The organism is Pseudomonas saudimassiliensis (genome assembly GCF_000939975.1).
In the GTDB taxonomy this organism is placed as follows: domain Bacteria; phylum Pseudomonadota; class Gammaproteobacteria; order Pseudomonadales; family Pseudomonadaceae; genus Halopseudomonas; species Halopseudomonas saudimassiliensis.
This window is the reverse complement of record NZ_LK391969.1, coordinates 1,707,479-1,726,502: the sequence shown is the minus strand read 5'-3', so window position 1 is coordinate 1,726,502 and position 19,024 is coordinate 1,707,479. Positions and strand designations below refer to the sequence as shown.

16 protein-coding genes are annotated in these 19,024 nt (G+C 62.3%); 12 read left to right on the top strand and 4 right to left on the bottom strand.

What is annotated here, in order from left to right; translation table 11 throughout:
• Positions 1-108 precede the first annotated feature (108 nt).
• From VG99_RS07955 to phoU, 5 genes are all read left to right on the top strand, one after another.
• On the top strand, positions 109-1,080 hold the full coding sequence (locus VG99_RS07955; RefSeq protein ID WP_044499255.1) for a PstS family phosphate ABC transporter substrate-binding protein: 972 nt from the start codon (positions 109-111) through the stop codon (positions 1,078-1,080).
• A 114-nt stretch (positions 1,081-1,194) separates the two neighbouring features.
• Positions 1,195-3,471, top strand: a complete 2,277-nt coding sequence (locus tag VG99_RS07950) for an ABC transporter permease subunit (protein ID WP_044499253.1) — start codon at positions 1,195-1,197, stop codon at positions 3,469-3,471.
• Between the two features lie 81 nt (positions 3,472-3,552).
• Positions 3,553-5,169, top strand: a complete 1,617-nt coding sequence (gene pstA, locus VG99_RS07945) for a phosphate ABC transporter permease PstA (RefSeq protein ID WP_204216757.1) — start codon at positions 3,553-3,555, stop codon at positions 5,167-5,169.
• A gap of 33 nt (positions 5,170-5,202) precedes the next feature.
• A complete protein-coding gene (pstB, locus tag VG99_RS07940; RefSeq protein ID WP_044499249.1) occupies positions 5,203-6,036 on the top strand; it encodes a phosphate ABC transporter ATP-binding protein PstB in 834 nt (277 codons plus the stop codon).
• A 23-nt stretch (positions 6,037-6,059) separates the two neighbouring features.
• Positions 6,060-6,809 carry a phosphate signaling complex protein PhoU gene (gene phoU, locus VG99_RS07935; protein ID WP_044499248.1) on the top strand — a complete coding sequence of 250 codons (750 nt, stop codon included), beginning with the start codon at positions 6,060-6,062 and terminating at the stop codon, positions 6,807-6,809.
• An 11-nt stretch (positions 6,810-6,820) separates the two neighbouring features.
• On the opposite strand, the gene VG99_RS07930 is transcribed toward phoU, so the two are convergent.
• Complete coding sequence (locus VG99_RS07930; RefSeq protein WP_044499246.1) at positions 6,821-7,123, bottom strand: DUF2845 domain-containing protein; 303 nt, start codon at positions 7,121-7,123, stop codon at positions 6,821-6,823.
• A 195-nt stretch (positions 7,124-7,318) separates the two neighbouring features.
• On the opposite strand from VG99_RS07930, the gene VG99_RS07925 reads away from it, so the two are divergent.
• Genes VG99_RS07925 through VG99_RS07915 form a run of 3 tightly spaced genes read left to right on the top strand, consistent with a single transcriptional unit; the run spans position 7,319 to position 8,894 of the window.
• Positions 7,319-7,897, top strand: a complete 579-nt coding sequence (locus VG99_RS07925; protein ID WP_044499243.1) for a PAAR domain-containing protein — start codon at positions 7,319-7,321, stop codon at positions 7,895-7,897.
• Between the two features lie 41 nt (positions 7,898-7,938).
• A complete protein-coding gene (locus tag VG99_RS07920) occupies positions 7,939-8,463 on the top strand; it encodes a type VI secretion system amidase effector protein Tae4 (RefSeq protein ID WP_044501523.1) in 525 nt (174 codons plus the stop codon).
• Positions 8,460-8,894 carry a hypothetical protein gene (locus VG99_RS07915; protein ID WP_044499242.1) on the top strand — a complete coding sequence of 145 codons (435 nt, stop codon included), beginning with the start codon at positions 8,460-8,462 and terminating at the stop codon, positions 8,892-8,894. The genes VG99_RS07920 and VG99_RS07915 overlap by 4 nt, the downstream gene beginning before the upstream one ends.
• A 12-nt stretch (positions 8,895-8,906) precedes the next feature.
• On the opposite strand, the gene VG99_RS07910 is transcribed toward VG99_RS07915, so the two are convergent.
• Positions 8,907-9,983 (bottom strand): AbrB family transcriptional regulator, encoded by a 1,077-nt coding sequence (locus tag VG99_RS07910; RefSeq protein ID WP_044499241.1) that lies wholly within the window; start codon positions 9,981-9,983, stop codon positions 8,907-8,909.
• A gap of 24 nt (positions 9,984-10,007) precedes the next feature.
• Positions 10,008-11,261: an OprD family porin gene (locus VG99_RS07905; RefSeq protein ID WP_044499240.1), complete on the bottom strand. Its 1,254-nt coding sequence runs from the start codon at positions 11,259-11,261 to the stop codon at positions 10,008-10,010.
• A gap of 294 nt (positions 11,262-11,555) precedes the next feature.
• On the opposite strand from VG99_RS07905, the gene VG99_RS07900 reads away from it, so the two are divergent.
• From VG99_RS07900 to VG99_RS07885, 4 genes are all read left to right on the top strand, one after another.
• Complete coding sequence (locus tag VG99_RS07900; protein WP_044499239.1) at positions 11,556-12,527, top strand: TAXI family TRAP transporter solute-binding subunit; 972 nt, start codon at positions 11,556-11,558, stop codon at positions 12,525-12,527.
• Positions 12,528-12,599: 72 nt separating this feature from the next.
• Positions 12,600-14,477 (top strand): TRAP transporter permease, encoded by a 1,878-nt coding sequence (locus VG99_RS07895; protein ID WP_076939737.1) that lies wholly within the window; start codon positions 12,600-12,602, stop codon positions 14,475-14,477.
• A gap of 122 nt (positions 14,478-14,599) precedes the next feature.
• Entirely contained in the window at positions 14,600-15,481 is an 882-nt protein-coding gene (locus VG99_RS07890; protein ID WP_044499237.1) for a LysR substrate-binding domain-containing protein, read from the top strand.
• A 58-nt stretch (positions 15,482-15,539) separates the two neighbouring features.
• The gene (locus tag VG99_RS07885) at positions 15,540-16,904 is read left to right on the top strand and encodes an MmgE/PrpD family protein (protein WP_044499236.1); all 1,365 of its coding nucleotides are present in this window, start codon (positions 15,540-15,542) and stop codon (positions 16,902-16,904) included.
• A gap of 46 nt (positions 16,905-16,950) precedes the next feature.
• Here VG99_RS07885 and VG99_RS07880 read toward each other — a convergent pair whose 3' ends face one another.
• A complete protein-coding gene (locus VG99_RS07880) occupies positions 16,951-19,023 on the bottom strand; it encodes a 3-hydroxyacyl-CoA dehydrogenase NAD-binding domain-containing protein (protein ID WP_044499235.1) in 2,073 nt (690 codons plus the stop codon).
• Position 19,024 lies beyond the last annotated feature (1 nt).

Genomic DNA, 19,024 nt, shown 5'->3' with positions numbered 1-19,024 from the left:
TGTGCCAGCGCTTTTTCATCCAATTGTCATAATCCGGGCATAGAGTTGTCACATCGGCTCCCGATACTGAGTCGCGTGTTGCAAACACTACCTCACCAGGAGAAAGACATGAAAATGAAGCGACTGTGCGCCGCTATCGCTGTTGCCGCCGCCGGGATGGCCGCAGGCACCAGCTTTGCCAACGTTGATGCAGACCTGAAAGCCTACGAGCGCGTCGGTGGCGTGTCCGGCAACCTGTCCAGTGTCGGTTCCGACTCGCTGGCCAACATGATGACCCTGTGGGCCGAAGAGTTCAAACGCCACTATCCGAACGTCAACGTGCAGATCCAGGCCGCCGGTTCTTCCACTGCGCCGCCCGCCCTGACCGAAGGAACCTCCAGCCTGGCGCCGATGAGCCGCAAGATGAAGGACAGCGAGCTGCAGGCGTTCGAGGAGAAGTATGGCTACAAGCCGGTCGAGATCCCGGTCGCCATCGACGCCCTGGCGGTATTCGCGCACAAGGACAACCCCATCAAGGGTCTGACCATGGCCCAGCTGGACGCCGTGTTCTCCTCTACTCGCCTGTGCGGTCATGACAGCGATATCACCACCTGGGGCCAGGCTGGCCTGGATGGCCAGTGGGAAAACCGCGACATCCAGCTGTACGGTCGCAACTCGGTATCCGGCACCTACGGTTACTTCAAGGAGCAGGCCCTGTGCAAGGGTGACTTCAAGAGCGGCGTGAACGAGCAGCCCGGTTCCGCTTCTGTGGTGCAGTCCATCAGCCAGTCGCTGAACGCCATCGGCTACTCCGGTATCGGCTATCGTACTTCCAGTGTGCGCACCGTGCCGCTGGCCGCCGAGGAAGGCTCCGAGTATATCGATGCCACTCCCGAGAACGCAGTGTCCGGCGAGTACCCGCTGGCGCGTTTCCTCTACGTGTATGTGAACAAGGCGCCGAACAAGGAACTGGCTCCCCTGGAGCGTGAATTCGTCAAGCTGATGCTGTCGAAGGAAGGCCAGGAAGTAGTCTTCAAGGACGGCTACGTGCCGATGCCCAAGCGTGTTGTAGACAAGGTCTACGAAGAGCTGGGCATGTAAGCGATGGATCGCTGAGGGCAGGATGCCCAAGGGAAAGGGTTGTGCCACGCGCACAGCCCTTTTTCGCCTTCTCGCTGTAATTATTCTGTCATATATGCCCTGTAGGGTGGCGCCATGAACATGCAACCATCACCCCAAGATACCCGCGTCGACTACGATACCAAGGCGATGCAACGCCACCGCAAGGTTCGTCACTTCAAGGATCACTTCACCCGCTGGTACGTGGCGGTCGGTGGCCTGGGCGTGATTGCTGCCATCTTGCTGATCTTCCTCTACCTGCTGTCCGAGGTGCTGCCGCTGTTCAGCGGGGCCAGCCTGGAAGAGCGCGCGCGGTACCAGCCGGCGTGGGCGCAGGAGAGCGGCGCGCCGCTGTTGCTGGCCATGGAGGAGCAGGCCGAAGTGGGCGTGCGTCTGGCCGATAGCGGCCAGTTGGCCTTCTTCCATACCGCCGATGGTTCGCTGATCAGCGAGCAGCAGTTGCCGATCCCGGCCGGTGTGCAGATCACCAGTTTCAATGTGGAAAGCCCCACCTCCCGGCAGTTTGTGGCGGGCCTGAGCAACGGCCAGGTCATCATTGGCCGGCATGATTATCGCGTCTCCTACCCCGACGACCGTCGGCTGATCACGCCCTCGCTGGTGTTCCCCTATGGCAGCGAGCCGCTGACCCTGGACGAGCAGGGCCGGGCGCTGGACAGCGTGACCATGCGCCTCAGTGGCGACAACATGGTGCTGGTCGGCAGTATCGACCGTGAGCTGGTCTATACCCGCGTCAGCACCCGCGAGAACCTGATGACCGGTGAGGTGACTGTCGAGCAGCGGCAGATCCCGATTGCGCCGGTGAGTGGCGATATCCAGAAGGTGCTGGTCGATCCGCTGCTGCAGTGGATGTATGTGTTCAATGGCGACCAGTACGTCAACGTCTACGCGCTGCGCCAGGACGCCAGCCTGCTGGCGCGTTATCCGGTGGTCGAAGGTGCCGATCGCAAGGTCACCTCCGCCAACCTGTTGCTCGGTGGCATCTCGCTGTTGATTGGTGACAATCAGGGCAACCTGGCCCAGTGGTTCATGGTGCGCGGTGAAGGCACCGCCAAGCTGACCCAGGTGCGGACCTTTGATGAGCAGCGCGGCAACGCTATCACCCATATCCAGGGCGAGGAGCGCCGCAAGGTATTCCTGGCGGCGGACGAGACCGGCCAGTTGGGCTTCTACAACACCACCGCCCACCAGAACCTGATGGTCCATCCGGTGGACGAGCAGCCGGTGGCCGCCTACGGCATCGGGCCGCGCGCCGCGGATCTGCTGGTGGAGCACGCCGATGGCCAGATCAGCGTCTGGGATGTGGACAACCCGCACCCGGAGATTTCCTGGTCGGCGCTGTGGGGCAAGGTCTGGTACGAGAGTTATCCCGAACCCGATTACGTCTGGCAATCCAGCTCCGGCAGCAGTGAGTTCGAGCCCAAGCTGAGCCTCGCGCCCTTGACCTTCGGCACGCTCAAAGCCGCCTTCTACGCGATGATCCTGGCGACCCCGCTGGCGATTGCCGCGGCGGTCTACACCGCCTACTTCATGGCCCCGGCCATGCGCCGCAAGGTCAAGCCGATCATCGAGCTGATGGAGGCCCTGCCGACGGTGATCCTGGGCTTTCTCGCCGGGCTGTGGCTGGCGCCGTTGCTGGAGACCAACCTGCCGGGCGTGGTCAGCCTGCTGATCCTGACGCCGATCGCCTTCCTGGGCTTCGCCTTTGCCTGGAGCAAGATGCCGGAGAAGGTGCGCTTCATGGTGCCCGACGGCTGGGAAGCGCTGCTGCTGGTGCCCGTGCTGCTGCTCATCGGCTGGTTCAGCTTCGAGATGAGCATCTACCTGGAAGCCTGGTTCTTCGGCGGTGACATGCGCATGTACCTGACCCATGACCTGGGCATCGACTTCGACCAGCGCAACGCCCTGGTAGTGGGCTTGGCGATGGGCTTTGCGGTGATCCCGACCATCTACTCGATTGCCGAGGATGCGGTCTTCAGCGTGCCGCGGCACCTGACCCAGGGCTCGCTGGCGCTGGGCGCCACGCCTTGGCAGACCATGAGCCGGGTGGTCATCCTGACTGCCAGCCCGGGGATCTTCTCGGCGGTGATGATCGGCATGGGCCGCGCCGTTGGCGAGACCATGATCGTGCTGATGGCCACCGGCAACACCGCGATCATGGATATGAACATCTTCGAAGGCATGCGCACGCTGTCAGCCAACATCGCCGTGGAAATGCCCGAGTCCGAGGTGGGCAGCACCCACTATCGCGTGCTGTTCCTGGCGGCGCTGGTACTGCTGAGCTTCACCTTCGTGATGAACACCCTGGCCGAACTGATCCGTCAGCGCCTGCGCAAGAAATATGCGTCGCTCTAAGGCCCACGGACAACAGGAATCGACATTGTGAAACAAGATACTTTCAAAGCCTGGTGCAAAAGCGGTAGCCCGTGGATCTGGATGAACGCCGGCGCGGTTGCCATTGCCGTGGTCATGACCCTGGGGTTGCTGATCCTGATCGCCGTACGCGGGCTGAGCCACTTCTGGCCGGCGGACGTGATCGAGGCCCAATACCGCATGCCGGGGCAGGAGGCCCTGGTTATCCTCGGCGAGGTCAACACCCGCGAAGAGGTGTCCGCGGCCCGGCTGGCCAGTGCCGGCATGCCGGTGGACCCGGAGAGCGATGGCTTCATGGAGCGCCAGCTGATCAAGGTCGGTAACCGCGACCTGTACGGCGCGGACTTTCGCTGGGTAGTCGGTGACTGGATGGAAGACATCCGCACGCCGGAAGAGGTCGTCGTCATCGAGCGGCGCGAGTGGGGCAACTTCTATGGCTACCTGAATGATGTGCGGCAGAACGGCGAGGTCATCGCCACCGGCGCCGACGCCTGGCCGGCGCTGGAGCAGGCGGTGGATCGCGCTCTGGCCATCTACGATGACATCCAGCAGCTGGAAAAGTCCGATATCGGCCGCATCAACGCGGGCCTGGAGCGGGTGCGTCTGCGCGAGCGCGGCTATGAACTGAACAACGAACTGACCCCCGAGCGGCAGGCCGAACTGGACGCCGAGCGCACCGCGCTGAACAACGAATATGCCGCGCTGGAGGGTAACCTCACGGCGCTGTATCAAGAGTTCAGTCGCGACAGCCTGACCATGCGGGTGCCCGACGGCCGCGAGAAGGAAATCAACCTCAGCAAGGTCGTGCGGGTCATCCAGCCCAACGCCATGTCCACCCTGGACAAGACTGGCCATTACTTCGCCAAGCTGTGGGAGTTCGTCAGTGACGAGCCCCGTGAGGCCAACACCGAGGGCGGCGTGTTCCCGGCCATCTTCGGTACCGTGCTGATGGTGTTGATCATGTCGGTGGTGGTCACGCCCTTCGGCGTGCTGGCGGCGGTCTATCTGCGTGAATACGCCAAGCAGGGCCTGGTCACCCGCATCATTCGCATCGCGGTGAACAACCTGGCCGGGGTACCCTCGATCGTTTACGGGGTATTCGGTCTGGGCTTCTTCATCTACTTCCTCGGCGGCAGCATCGACTCGCTGTTCTTCCCCGAGGCGTTGCCGACTCCGACCTTCGGTACCGGCGGCATGCTGTGGGCGTCGCTGACCCTGGCGCTGCTCACCGTGCCGGTGGTGATCGTGTCCACCGAGGAAGGTCTGACGCGGATTCCCCGCTCCCTGCGCGAAGGCTCCCTGGCGTTGGGTGCGACGAAGTCGGAGACGCTGTGGAAAATCATCCTGCCCATGTCCAGCCCGGCGATGATGACCGGTCTGATCCTGGCGGTAGCCCGGGCCGCCGGTGAAGTGGCGCCGCTGATGCTGGTAGGGGTGGTCAAGCTGGCGCCATCGCTGGCGGTCAATGGCAACTATCCTTACCTGCACCTGGACCAGAAGTTCATGCACCTGGGCTTCCATATTTTCGACGTCGGCTTCCAGAGCCCCAACGTCGAGGCCGCACGGCCGCTGGTCTACGCCACGGCACTGTTGCTGGTCGCGGTGATCGCATTGCTGAACTTCTCGGCCGTGGCGATCCGCAACCACCTCCGGGAAAAGTACAAGGCGCTGGAAAACTGATCATCTCACTCTATACGACGCGGATACCGAATTATGTCCAATAGCAGCAAAACCCATGCAATGGATATGAGCGCCCTGGGGCGCTCGCACCAGGCGCTGAGCATGGATCAGGAAACCGTCGCCCTCGATGTGCCCGGCCTGAGCCTGTTCTACGGCAGCAAGCAGGCACTGTTTGATGTCAACATCCAGATCCCGCGCAACCGGGTCACGGCCTTCATCGGCCCTTCCGGTTGCGGCAAGTCGACCCTGCTGCGCTGCTTCAACCGGATGAACGACCTGGTCGATGGTTGCCGGGTCGATGGCCAGATCTTGCTGGATGGCAAGGACATCTACGCCAAGGGCGTGAATGTGTCCAACCTGCGCCGCCGGGTCGGCATGGTGTTCCAGAAGCCCAACCCCTTCCCCAAGTCGATCTACGAAAACGTGGCTTACGGCCTGCGTATCCAGGGCGTCAACAGCAAGCGTACCCTGGATGAAGTGGTCGAGTGGGCGCTCAAGGGCGCGGCGCTGTGGGACGAGGTCAAGGACCGCCTGCATGAATCGGCCCTGGGCCTGTCCGGCGGTCAGCAGCAGCGCCTAGTGATCGCCCGGACCATTGCCGTGGAGCCGGAAGTATTGCTGCTGGACGAACCGGCCTCGGCGCTGGACCCGATCTCGACGCTGAAGATCGAAGAGCTGATCAACGAGCTGAAAAAGAAATTCACCATTGTCATTGTTACCCACAACATGCAACAGGCCGCGCGGGTCTCCGATTACACGGCGTTTATGTACATGGGCGAGCTGGTGGAATACGGTGATACCAACACCCTGTTCACCAACCCGACGAAGAAACAGACCGAAGACTACATTACCGGCCGCTACGGCTAAGCAGGGCATTGGGGAGAGTCGCCATGAATAAAGAGATCGAGAGCTTTACCCAGCATATTTCCCAACAGTTCAACGAAGAGCTGGAGTCGCTGCGCACACGCCTGCTGGAAATGGGCGGGCTGGTGGAGAAGCAGGTCTACGATGCGGTCACCGCCCTGATCGAAGCCGATGGCAAGCTCGCCGAGCAGGTGCGCGAGAACGACCGGGTAACCAACGAGATGGAGCGCCAGATCGACGAGGAGTGCATGCGTATCCTCGCCCGGCGCCAGCCGGCGGCCAGCGACCTGCGCCTGGTGGTGAACATCAGCAAGATCATCGTCGATCTGGAGCGCATCGGCGACGAAGCCTCAAAGATTGCCCGCCGCGCGCTGCAATTGATCGAGGAAGGCCAGGCCCCCCGTGGCTACGTGGAATGCCGACATATCGGCTACCACGTGCACAAGATGGTCCAGCAATCGCTGGATTCCTTCGCCCGTTACGACAGCCAGCAGGCGCTGGAAGTGGCGCGGGAGGACAAGGTGGTCGATCGGGAATACAAGACCGCCATGCGCGAAATGGTCACCTACATGATGGAAGATCCACGCTCCATCAGCCGGGTACTCAACATACTCTGGGTACTGCGCTCGCTGGAACGGGTCGGCGACCACGCCCGCAACGTCGGCGAACACGTGATCCACATGGTCGAGGGCACCAACGTGCGGCATATCGGCCTCAAGCGGATGGCCGAACAGGTGGAGGGCAACGCCCCCCAGGATAACGCTGCCGAGGAGTAATCCCGGCAGTGTTACCGCTGACTGCGAATCTGCACCAGTCGTCCATCGATAAAGCGCAGATGGTAGGACATGCCACGGGTTGGGCCGTATAACCAGTGCTCAACCGTGGCCGCGCCCGGCACGATCTGGCCGGCCGCATCCACATCAGGATGATTCACCTGGCGGGACGCCGGCTCACCGCATTTCTCCGTGACAATCAAAATGGTGTCGCCTGTGGAAATCAGGCCATTGTCGCACCGCATCGTCGCTGCCTGCGCTCCCGCAGCGAGCATCAATAGCGTGGTACCGGCCAGGCAGTAGGAAATGGGGTTCATTGCGCACCTCTGCAGCATGTCATGGCAAGAATCGCACCCAGCATATCGAGTGTCAGCGGCCTTGGGTAATGACTGATGTGCCGGTGCTGTGATGCACCTCTCATCCAGACAGCAAGCACCTTGACCTGCCTCGATGCTTCGCTAGGATCATCGCTGCCTCAATCCATAGGGCTCATCAGGAAAACAGGGACGGCGATGATCAAGATAGGCGTAGGCTCCAAGACCTCTACCGGCGGCACGGTGATCGAAGGCAATCCCGGCATTCTGTTCGATGGCCTGGTGGCCAGCTCGGTCGGACATCAGGCGACTTGTCCCAAATGTAAGAAAGGCATCGGTCCCATTGTGGCGGTCGGCACCAGAACCGTAGTGCTGCCAGCGGGCCCGGCAGCGCGCGCCGGTGACTACGTTGCCTGCGGCTGCCCGGCGGGTTCGAATACGTTGCTGGCGGACGGTACTGTGCATATTGGTAGTCTGGGCGGTGGCGTAGCTACCGCCGGTGCCTTCATCGTTGGCAACACCGTAGTAAACAAATCCGTCGATCGCATCTACTGGTCCTACAGTGAGAGTCAGACACCGGTATCCGATACTTCACGTTTCTATGTTGATCTCAATCTGCACGCCGAAACCTCAGGTTACAAGCCCGGTGAGACGGTGGAAATACAGCTGGAAGGGCCGCTCGACAAAGTCGTGACCGGCACCGTACAGAGTGACGGTACGGTATTTATACCGGAGGTTCTGAAGAATCAGCATCTGGAACTGCAGGGAGTACTCTAGTGACCAGTCTCGTCGCCACCGCCGGGGGAGCCTCGGCCCGCATGGAAATCAAGCGCCCCGGCTTCCAGTCGTTGTGGGAGGCCTATGCCGAAGTGGGAGCCATGGCCGCTCCGGATGTATACGAGCTGGTGGGAGGGGATGTGGCCGAGCATCGCCGGGCTAACCCAGAGGCTTACACCAACGCCTGCGCGCTGCGTATGAGCCGGGCCTTCAACAATGGTGGCTACGTAATCCCGCGAGGCACCATCATTCCCGCTACATCGATCTACCGGGTTGGTGGCGCTGATGGTCAGCCCTACATCATGCGGGTCGATGGCATCATCCACTTCGTCAAGCATAACTGGGGCAACGCAGATAAGGTGCTGCAGCCCGCCCAAGCGGGGCAACTGGCGGGACTGAGGGGGCTTATCGTGATGGAGGTGTCGGGCTGGAATGATGCCACAGGCCATGTCACCCTCTGGGATGGTACGCGCACCGCTGATGGCACGGACTATCAAAACCCGAACAGCCATAGTTATAACAGCCGGGTATCGCTTATCCGCATCCTGTATTGGGAACTCAAATGAAACCGCTCCTGTTTTTTCTGGCATTGGTTATAGGCACCCCCGTCTGGGCCACTCCATCCGAGGCGACGCTAGCGGCCCGCCAATCTTTGAAGAACTACGGGTTGTCCCGGTGTCTGCTGGACGCCTATCCGCAACCGGGCGCGCTCACGGATGATGTGGCAAAGGCGGTCGGCGCATATCATTTCATGGGGCGGGGCCAGCATCGGATTCAGCAGGACGAAGATACCCTTGAGACCCTGCACGACCCTTACGCAGCGGTGGAAAGCTACTTTCGCGAAGCCATGGCCGACGAGCCGGCGCAGATGAAGCGGGGCGGGGCGAATGCCTTTGCCGGGTGTCTTGCGCTGTATAACTCAGTGGGTGTGGATGAACTGGTGCGCCAGCAGGATGACTATATCCTGCCACGGACTGGAGATCAGACAGACGACTGAGACAGCTGCGGCTCAGGTCCGAAGGCGGCGTGACAACAGGATCAGGCCGTGGGCGCAGAGTTTTCCGGTCAGCACCACGCCGATCAGCCGCAAAGTCTGCAGGGCGACCACGAAGCTGGCATCGGAGCCGGTTTCCACCGCGATGATCGCCATGGCGTCGAGTCCACCGGGACTGGTGGCGAGAAACACGGACAGGAAATCCTTGGCGAACAGCCAGCTCAAGGGCCAGGCCAGGGCGGCGCACAAGAGGATGAGGAACAGGTTGGCAGTGATGATGGTGGGTATCAGCCGGACTACCTGCAGCACCGTTTCCCGATCGAAGCGCAGGCCGATATAACTGCCGATGGCGCCATAGGCCAGGGCCAGGATGCTGCTGGTCAGGGTGATGTCCAGCCAGCCCAGCAGGTTCAGGGCGCTGCCGATGATAATTGGGGTCAGCAGGGCGCCAGCGGGCAGGAAGTTGGCGCTCAGGGCACCTACAAACGCAACCGCCAGGGTCAGGGCAAGATTGACCAGACTGAAGCCGTTGTCACTATCAGCGCTGATTTCATGCATGGCCTCGGGGGCCACAATCAGGTGGCTGATCCAGGCGCCAGCCATGACTACGCACACCACCCGGATGTACTGCATGCAGGCCACGGCGCGGTAATCGGCGCCGGATTCCTCGGCCATGGCGATCATCGCCGAGGCCGCGCCGGGCGCAGTACCCCACGCCGCCGTGGTCGCCGGGATACCGCCGAACCGAACCATACCCAGCCCCACCGCCGCGCTCAGGATGAGCGTCAGGGCCGTCACCACCAGCATCAGGTGCCAGTCCCGACTCAGCGCCAGCAACACGCCGAGGGTTACCGACTTGGCCACCATCAGCATGACCACGCCCTGGCCGGAGCGAAAGGCCAGCCGCGGCACCCGGATGCTGCTGCCGGCGATGCCCATGGCCACGGCAACCATCATCGGCCCGAGAAATAGCCCGGCGGGCACCTTGAGGTAGTGCAGCAGGTACCCCGCGACCCCGCCAGCCGCAGCTAGCACACACCATTGCAGCCAGTGCGGCAGGCGGCTCAGACCAGGGGCGGTTGACGTAGGCATGGCGGTATTCCAGCGGGTTTCAGGTTAACGCAGCGCGAAAGTGTACCCGACGATCAGGCGGTTCTCATCCGCACCCCGGGCAAAGTCGGAGCGGTAGGATGCGTTGCGCCAGCGCAGCGACAGGTTCTTCAGCAGGCCGGTCTGGAATACGTAACGCACTTCCGAATCGCGCTCCCATTCCTTGCCGGTTTCGCTGGAGCCGATCACGGTCGCATCCGAGCCCCGGATGTAGCGGGTCATGAAGCTCAGTCCGGGCACGCCCGCATGGGCAAAGTCGTAGTCATAGCGGGCCTGGTAGGAGCGCTCGTCTGGGTTGGCGAAGTCATTGATCTGGGAAAAGTTGACCAGGAACGGGTCGGTACCCTCGACATAGGCAAAACCGGTATCACCGCCCATGTCCTGCCAGCCCAGGCCGAACTTGTGGCCGGCCTGCCCGTAGGACAGCATGCCGTTGAAGGCGCGGTTATCCACTTCGCCGCCGGCCTTGCGGCCATAGTCATCGCTCAGCGACAGGCGTACATCCGCCTGGAAAACGCCATCACCCAGCGGCTGGGAGTAGGCCATCCCGAAGAAGTGCTGGCGGTAGATGTTATCCAGTTCGGCGCCGAAATAACTCAGCTTTACGCGCTCACCGGCCGGGGCTTCCACGCCGATCAGGTTGAAGTAGTCCGCTTCGGCGCCGGCGGTGAAGCGGCGGTTCTTGTTGTTCAGCATCAGGGTGTCGCGGTCGGAGGAATTGCGCTGGCGCACTTCCTTCAACTGGCCCGCGGTGATGGCCAGGCTGCCAAGATCGCGGGAGGTCAGCATGACCCCATCAAATGTCTGGGGTATGATCCGCCCGTTGTTGGGCTTGAGTACCGGTAATACCGGCATGTGGGTGCCGACCGTGAGCTCGGTCTGGGACATCCGCACCTTGCCGGTCAAGCCCAGGCTGGCGAACTCATCGGCGGCGCGACCATCATCGTGCACCGGCAGCAGGCCGGTGCCGGCGCGGTCCGGGCTGGAGTCAAGTTTGACGCCCAGCATGCCCAGGGCATCAACGCCGAAGCCGACGGTGCCCTCGGTATAGCCCGACTGCAGTTTCAACAGGAACCCCTGGGCCCATTCCTCACGTTTGGACTGGCCGGTACCGTCGCGGAAATCCCGATTGAAATAGATATTGCGTAGTTCGAGGCTGGCCTTGCTGTCTTCGACAAACGCGGCGCTAGCGAGGGGGGACCAACTGGCGAAGGCGATGGCCAGGGCGGTTGGCACCACAGAAATCGACGTACGATGCATCAAGATATCCACCTTTATTATTAGACGTTGGCTTGTCTACGGTGCAGTCGCCCAGCGGCTCACCGCATGGCTTTGCACTCTACTGACATGCGCCCGCAGCGAGTTTGCACATAACTCATCCCGCTATGATTTTTGGTAAAACCACCGGATAGGCGTTTGGATATGATTGGGTCAACTCCAATTCCGCCGCCTTGCTGCGACAGATTGGAAAAAGGCGCGTCACCCACTGGGCTGTGATGACACAGCAGCTCCAGGCCACGCCGCCCACAAATAAGAAAATTGGAGTCGCAAAAAATGACTATCAGAAAATGTAGAGCGCTGGCGTTTGCCGCAATGTCGTCTGCCCTGATCCTGGCCGGTGCCACCTCTGCCCAGGCGCAGCAATCGCAGCTGTCAGTGGCGACCGCGGGCACCACCGGGGTGTTCTACGCCTACGGCGGCGCACTGGCCAACGTGGTGAGCAAGTATGTGCCGGGCATTTCCATGGTCGCCGAATCGACCGGCGGCACCGTGGAAAACATTAAGATGCTGGGCAAAGGACAAGCGGATCTGGCCACGGTATCGGCAGACGTGGTGCATGAAGCCTATATCGATTACAAGAACTCCAAGCACTTCCGCGGCAAGAAGGTAGAGATGTTCGGGCTGTTCAACATGTACCAGCAGCCGCACCATATCGTTACCCTGGCGAACAACGATGTGGATGACATCGAGGATATCCGCGGCGAGCGGGTAGTGGTCGGCGCGCCCGGCTCCGGTACCGAGGTCAAGACCCGCATGATGCTCGAGGCCCTGGGGATTACCTACCGCGACTTCCGTCCGGAATTCCTCAGCTTCACCGAAGGCGTCGAGGCGCTGCAGGACGGAACGGCGGAGGCGGTGTTTCTTGGGGTGAACTACCCCGCGCCGGCGGTCATGAGCCTGGCGATGACCAACCCGATCAAGCTGATCCCGCTGTCGGATGACCAGATCAAAAGCATCCAGAAGGAATATCCGTTCCTGAACAAGACGGTTATCCCGGCCGACACCTACAAGGGTGTGACCGAGGAAATCCAGACCGTATCGGTGCAAACCCTGGTGGTGGCCGGTGAAAAGCTGTCCGAGGAAGCGGCTTACCAGATCGTCAAGGCGGTGTTCGAACACAAGGAAGAGCTGGAAAACATCAACCACGCCTACAAGCAGACCACTCTGGAACAAGCCGCTGACACCTTCGTGCCACTGCATCCCGGTGCCGAGCGCTACTACCGCGAAGTAGGTCTGTTGAACTGATTTTCGGGAGGGCTCGGCCCTCCTGTTTCCAACTCCAGGCAGCCGCTGCCTGATGCGGTGAGAGGAAACCCAATGACTACAAGAAAAACCCTGGGCTTGGCGATTATCGCCATCTCCCTGTTGTTTACCGGATTCCAGGTCTTTACCGCCACCAACGGTCTGATGACGGCTTTGCTGCAACGCAGTATCCACCTGTCATTTGTACTGTCGCTGGTGTTCCTGTTCTTTCCCGCCATCAAGGATTCTAATCGAAGCCTGCTGATCGATATTCCGCTGATCCTGGCGGCCGTCTCCAGCGGTTTCTACCTGTATATGTCCTTCGATGACCTGATCTACCGGATCGGTGATCCCACCCTGACCGACCTGGTCATCGGCAGCGTCACCATCGTGGTGTTGCTGGAAGCCACGCGGCGTACCGTCGGCTGGGTAATGACGCTGCTGGCGGCCATCTCGCTGCTGTACAGCTACTTTGGCCAGTATCTGCCGGAGCCCTTCGGCCACTCCGGACGTGACCTGGAGCGCATCGTCACCCAAATGTTCTTCTCCACCGAGGGCATCTACGGTGTGCCGCTGGGTGTAGCTGCAACCTATGTATTCCTGTTTATTCTGTTCGGCTCCTTCATGGAGAAGAGCGGCGTGGGCGGCATTTTCATCAACCTGGCCAATGCCTTTGCCGGCAAATACCAGGGCGGCCCGGCCAAGGTCGGCATCATTTCCACTGCTACTGTGGGCATGGTTTCCGGCAGCCCGGTATCCGATGCGGCCACCACTGGTGCCTTCACCATTCCGTTGATGAAACGCGTTGGCTACAAGGCCAAGACCGCGGCGGCCATCGAGGCAGTGGGTGCTTCCGGCGCCTCGCTGATGCCGCCGGTGATGGGCGCCGGCGCCTTTGTCATGGCGGACATGACCGGTGTGCCCTACAGCGAAATCATTCTGCATGCGATCATCCCGGCGCTGCTGTTCTATACCGCCTTGATGTTCGTGGTCGGCAACGAGGCGCGCAAGGATGACCTCAAGGCGCTGCCGGCCGATGAGATTCCCGGCAAGCGTGATGCCATTCTCAAGAGCCTGCGACTGCTGATTCCCCTGGGGGTTCTGGTGTTCTCGCTGGCGGTGCTGCGCGTGTCACCGCTGCGCGCGGCCCTGTTTTCGACCATGATCATCCTGGTCACCACCATCCTCTACAACATCTTCCGGCCGGGTCTCAGGGTGCCGATGAAGAACCTGTTCGAGGCGCTGGTGGAAACGCCGCGCAAGGTCTTGGTGGTGTCGGTTGCCTGTGCCACTGCGGGCATCATCATCGGTACGCTGGGCATGACTGGCCTGGGCCTGAAACTGTCGGACATCCTGATGAGCGCGTCCCAGGGATACCTGGCTATCGCCCTGCTGTTCGCCATGGTGATTTCCATCGTGCTGGGCATGGGCCTGCCGCCAACTGCCGCCTATATCGTGATGGCGGTCACCGCGGCGCCGTTCCTGGTGCAGATGGGGGTTCCGGTCATCGTCGCGCACTTCTTCGTCTTCATGTACTGCTGTTATGCGCCGATTACCCCACCGGTGGCCCTGGCGGCCTACACCACCGCAGGGATTGCCGGCTGCGATCCGTTCAAGGCGGGGCTGGAATCCTTCCGCATCAGCCTCACGGGATTCATCCTGCCGTTCATGATCGTCTACAACCATGCGTTGTTGGGCATGGGTGCGTGGTATGAGATCGTGCTGACCTGTGCGCTCGGGCTGGCCGCGGTGTGGATGATGTCCATTGCCCTGGTCGGCTGGTATCAGCGGCATGTGAATGTGGCCTGGCGTCTGGTGTTGGCAGTGGCGGCGATCTGTTGCCTGACGCCGGTGCTCTGGGCCCATGCCATTGCCCTGGTGGTCCTGCTGGCCTTCGCGGCCACCAGTACCAACTGGCTGAAAAAGCGCAATGCCCCCGTGGTCTATTCCTGACCCGGGATGGAGGGGAGGGCGGCCCCTGGGTCGCCTTTCCTGCGTCTGCCGGGCCACAGACATGCCAGTGCGCGCTGACAGTAGTACCCTGATGCCTTCGATAACGTAAAAGGCCGATCAACATGCGTGACATTCCTCCCCTCAACGCCTTGCGCGTTTTTGAATCGGTAGCCCGGCTGAAAAGCTTTTCCAAGGCCGCCGAGGAGCTGCATGTCAGCCAGTCGGCGGTCAGCCGCCAGATCAGCCTGCTGGAGACCTATCTGGAGGTGCAGTTCTTTCACCGGGATCGGGCGGGCATTCGGCTGACCGAGGTGGGGCAACAGTATTTCGACGGCATCCGCCCGGCGTTTGAACGCATCGTCATTGCCACCCGCGGGCTTACCGCCCAAGTGGATGATGAACCGCTGCGCATCCGGGTGTACTCGACCTTCGCTGCCCGTTGGCTAATGCACCGCTTGCCGAAAATGCAGAAGGCGCACCCCGACCTGCGGATCCGCATCACCACGGCGGTTGCCCCAGTGGATTTCGGCGCGGAGAAGGTTGACGCCTCCATCCAGCTGGGCCGCGGCGAGTGGGAAGGGTTGGACAGTCAGTTCCTGTTCAGTGACGAGATGCGGCCGGTGTGCAAACCCAAGCTGATCGCCGGCATGCCCACCGGGCGCAAGCCCGAAGACGTGCTCAAGCATCGACTGATCCATTCGTATTACCGCAAGCAGGACTGGCCCGAATGGATGGCATCCGCCGGGCTGGAATACAGCATCGAGGAGGATCCCTTCATGCTGCCCAGCTCGCTGCTGGCCTACCAGGCCGCGCAGGATGGCCTGGGCATCGCCATGGCGCAGACGCGCATGGTGGAGCAGGAGCTGCGCGCCGGTACGCTGGTGTACTTTTGTGAACATACCCTGACCCGTGACCTTGGATATTATCTGGTGACGCAGCCCGACTCGCCACGGGAGAGCAAGTTGACGCTGTTCCGGCAATGGCTGGTCGAGCAGATCGGCTAGCATCCGGGTCGCGGTCAGGTTTCCGGCCCCACGGGGCTCGTTAGCTGACAGGAAACCCATGGCAACTTTGATAGAGCAACTCGCCGACTACAGCCTCAGCGAGGCTGGCCGACCCCTCAGTGATACGGTGCGTCACCATGCCAAGCGCGCGGTGCTGGACTGGTTCGCTTCCCTGTACCCAGGCACGCTTGAGCCGGTTGCCCAGCGCCTGGCCCAGGCCCACGCCGATGAGATCGGCAGCGGCCGCAGCTCCACGCCCGGCTACGCCGGCAGCTACCTGCCGGGGACGGCCGCCTGGATCAACGGCACCTCGTCCCATGCGGTGGAATTTGACGATATCTTCATCGATGCGGTGTACCACCCGGGCGTGCCGACCATCGCTGGCGCACTGGCGATTGGCGAACACATCGGCGCCAGTGGCGAGCAACTGTTGAAGGCCGTGGTGCTGGGCTACGAGATATCCACGCGTATCGGCGCGGCGGTGCAGCCTTCCCATTACCGCTTCTTCCATACCACCGGCACCATCGGCTGCTTTGCCAGTGCTGCCGCAGCGGCCTATCTGCTGGCGCCGGGCGACCGTCAGGTCATGGCCCATGCCCTGGCTACCGCAGGCTCCTTCGCTTCGGGCCTGCAGCAGGCGTTTCGATCCGACTCCATGACCAAGGCACTGCACGGTGGCCATGCGGCGTCCGCTGGAGTGGCTGCCGCCCGCGCAGCAGCAGCCGGCATTACTGGCGCGCTGGATATGCTGGAGGGGGAGGTGGGCTTCGGTGCGGCCATGAGTGTCGATCCGCAGTGGCACAAGGTAACGGCGGGTCTGGGGGAGGTCTACAACATCACCCGCATCACGCAGAAGTCCCATTGCTGCTGCGGCCATACCTTTGCCGCCATCGATGCGGTGCAGACGCTGCGCCAGCAGCTGTCGGCCGCCGAGCTGGAGCAGGTCGAGCGCATTGAGGTGGATACCTATCGGGTGGCACTGGATGTCACCGGCAGCTACGAGCCGGTATCGGCCTACCAGGCCAAGTTCAGCATGCCCTATGTGCTGGTGCAGGCGTTGCGCTACGGCTCGGTGCGCTTGCAGGCGTTTACGCCCGAGCGGCTGACCGAGCAGGCCAGTCGGGTGCTGATGCAGCGGGTGGTGTTGACCGCGGACGCGGAACTGACGGCCCAGTTTCCCCAAGCGCGGGCGGCGCGGGTGCGTATCATCCTGCGCGATGGTCGAACGCTGGAGCACTTTTCGCCGCACCGCAAGGGCGACCCGGCGGCGCCCTTGAGCGACCAGGAGCTGGATGACAAGTTCGCCGAACTGGTTACCCCGGTCATCGGCAACCAGGCCATGGAGCGCCTGCGCCAGCAGATCTGGCAGCTGGACGAGCTACCGACCCTGACCGAGCTGAACCTGCCCGCGCTGGGCCGATAAGAAAACGCCCCGGCACTGCCGGGGCGTTGTTTTACCGCTACTGGAATCAGGCGGTTGCCGCTGTCACCGGCCGGTTATGCAGGTGATGGAACAGCGCCAGGTCGCCCTTGACGAATCCGGGCCCCGTCACCTTGGCCAGCGCTTCCTGGCGTTGCCGCAGCTCCGCTAGATCCTGCTGTGCCGCCCAGAACGCCGGGCCGCCTTGCCACTTCGGAAAGCCGAAGCCATTGACCATCACCAGATCCACATCGCCGACCCGGGTGGTTACCCCTTCGGCCAGCAGCAGGGCGGCTTCGTTGACCATGCTCAGCAGGACCCGATCAACGATGGCCTGGTCCGTGAACGGCTGGCGCTCGATACCCTTGTCCCGCGATGCCTGCTCGATCAGCGCGGTAACCGCTGGGTCCTCGTGCCGTCGCAGCTGCTCGTCGTAGCGGTAGTAACCCGCGCCGGTCTTGCGCCCCAGGCGCTGCAGGGCGCACAGCTGATCCGGGATCGCCACATAGCGCGCCCGGGGATCGCGACTGTCGGCCCGCGCCTGGCGCATACGCAGCGCAATATCCAGGCCCGACATGTCCGCCACGGCAAAGGGGCCCATCGCAAAGCCAAAGCCTTCCAGGGCTGCATCGATCTGCGCCGGCAGCGCGCCTTCTTCCAACATGTACTCGCACTGTTGGCGATAGGCCGCGTAGATGCGGTTACCGATAAAGCCGAAGGCGTTATTGGCCAGGACCGGCAGCTTGCCCAGGCGCCGTGCGAAAGCAAAGCCACTGGCGATGGTTTCCGGGGCGGTATACATGCCCCGTACCACTTCTACCAGCCGCATGGCATTGGCCGGGCTGAAAAAATGCAGTCCCAGCACGTTCTGCGGCCGGCGAGCGACTTCGGCGATAGCATCGAGGTCGAGATAGGAGGTGTTGCTGGCAAACAGTACGTGCTCGGCCAGCAGCGGCTCGACGCGCCGCAGCAACTCCTGCTTGACCTTGAGGTCCTCGAAGACGGCCTCGATCACCAACCCGGCCTTGCCGATCAGGGTCCAGTCGGTGGTCGCAGTCAGCCGCGCCAGTTCGCTGTCCGCCCGGCTCTGGCCCATACGGCCCTTGCCCACGCGCTGCGTATAGAAGTCCCTGATGCGCTGTACACCTGCTTCCAGAGCCTGCTCCGACTGCTCCAGCAGGACCACGTCCAGGCCGGCTTGCAGGGCGGCCAGGGCGATACCGCTGCCCATGGTGCCGGCGCCGATCACGGCCACGGTGGAGATGGTTTGCGCTGCCGCGGTACTGACTTCCGGCAGCCGCGCCGAGTCGCGCTCGGCAAAGAACAGATGACGCAGAGCAAAGGCTTCAGGCGCCAGGCGCAGCGCCTGGAAAGTCTGCCGTTCGGCTGCCAATGCCTGGTCGATGGGCAGGCTGGTCGCCATCAATACCGCCTCGATGGCGGCCCGTACCTGGGGTCGATTACGGCCCAGGCGCAGGGCGTGGGCGCTGGCCGTGTCGATGCAGCTCTGCTCGACGGGCGGGAGAGCCAGGTCACGCAGTCGGCGCTTGCCATTCATATGCCGAACGAAGGCCACGGCGGTGCCGCGCAGATCGCTGTCCACCACCGCGTCGATGATCCCAAGATCCAGTGCTTCCGGTGCCTTGATGCGGGCGCCGGAGCAGATCAGTTGAATGGCCTTGGGAATCCCGGTCAGCCGGGGCAGGCGCTGGGTGCCGCCGGCGCCCGGAATCATGCCGAGGGTAACCTCCGGCAGCCCGACCACGGTTTTCTCCACCGCGATACGGGCGTCGCACCCCAGCGCTAGCTCGAAGCCGCCGCCCAGCGCAGCGCCATGCAGCGCCGCGATGATGGGCTTCGGGCACTGTTCGATGGCCTCGATCACCACCGGCAGCTGAGGGTCTTCCAGCGGTTTGCCGAATTCATTGAGATCGGAGCCGGCAATGAACATGCGCCCATCGCCGATCAGCACTGCGCCGATCAGCGTTGGATCGCCCGCCACCTCGTTGATCGCCGCCAGCAGGCCCTGGCGTACCGCCAGGGAGCCGGCGTTGACCGGCGGGTTGTTGATGTAGATCAGCGCTACATCACCGTCCCGCTCGATTCTTGTGCTCGGGTTCATG

Bases quoted from the DNA above. Each gene is read 5' to 3' on its own strand.
- VG99_RS07955 (WP_044499255.1), top strand. From the start codon at position 109: ATGAAAATGAAGCGACTGTGCGCCGCTATCGCTGTTGCCGCCGCCGGG.
- VG99_RS07950 (WP_044499253.1), top strand. From the start codon at position 1,195: ATGAACATGCAACCATCACCCCAAGATACCCGCGTCGACTACGATACC.
- pstA (WP_204216757.1), top strand. From the start codon at position 3,553: ATGAACGCCGGCGCGGTTGCCATTGCCGTGGTCATGACCCTGGGGTTG.
- pstB (WP_044499249.1), top strand. From the start codon at position 5,203: ATGTCCAATAGCAGCAAAACCCATGCAATGGATATGAGCGCCCTGGGG.
- phoU (WP_044499248.1), top strand. From the start codon at position 6,060: ATGAATAAAGAGATCGAGAGCTTTACCCAGCATATTTCCCAACAGTTC.
- VG99_RS07930 (WP_044499246.1), bottom strand. From the start codon at position 7,123: ATGAACCCCATTTCCTACTGCCTGGCCGGTACCACGCTATTGATGCTC.
- VG99_RS07925 (WP_044499243.1), top strand. From the start codon at position 7,319: ATGATCAAGATAGGCGTAGGCTCCAAGACCTCTACCGGCGGCACGGTG.
- VG99_RS07920 (WP_044501523.1), top strand. From the start codon at position 7,939: ATGGAAATCAAGCGCCCCGGCTTCCAGTCGTTGTGGGAGGCCTATGCC.
- VG99_RS07915 (WP_044499242.1), top strand. From the start codon at position 8,460: ATGAAACCGCTCCTGTTTTTTCTGGCATTGGTTATAGGCACCCCCGTC.
- VG99_RS07910 (WP_044499241.1), bottom strand. From the start codon at position 9,983: ATGCCTACGTCAACCGCCCCTGGTCTGAGCCGCCTGCCGCACTGGCTG.
- VG99_RS07905 (WP_044499240.1), bottom strand. From the start codon at position 11,261: ATGCATCGTACGTCGATTTCTGTGGTGCCAACCGCCCTGGCCATCGCC.
- VG99_RS07900 (WP_044499239.1), top strand. From the start codon at position 11,556: ATGACTATCAGAAAATGTAGAGCGCTGGCGTTTGCCGCAATGTCGTCT.
- VG99_RS07895 (WP_076939737.1), top strand. From the start codon at position 12,600: ATGACTACAAGAAAAACCCTGGGCTTGGCGATTATCGCCATCTCCCTG.
- VG99_RS07890 (WP_044499237.1), top strand. From the start codon at position 14,600: ATGCGTGACATTCCTCCCCTCAACGCCTTGCGCGTTTTTGAATCGGTA.
- VG99_RS07885 (WP_044499236.1), top strand. From the start codon at position 15,540: ATGGCAACTTTGATAGAGCAACTCGCCGACTACAGCCTCAGCGAGGCT.
- VG99_RS07880 (WP_044499235.1), bottom strand. From the start codon at position 19,023: ATGAACCCGAGCACAAGAATCGAGCGGGACGGTGATGTAGCGCTGATC.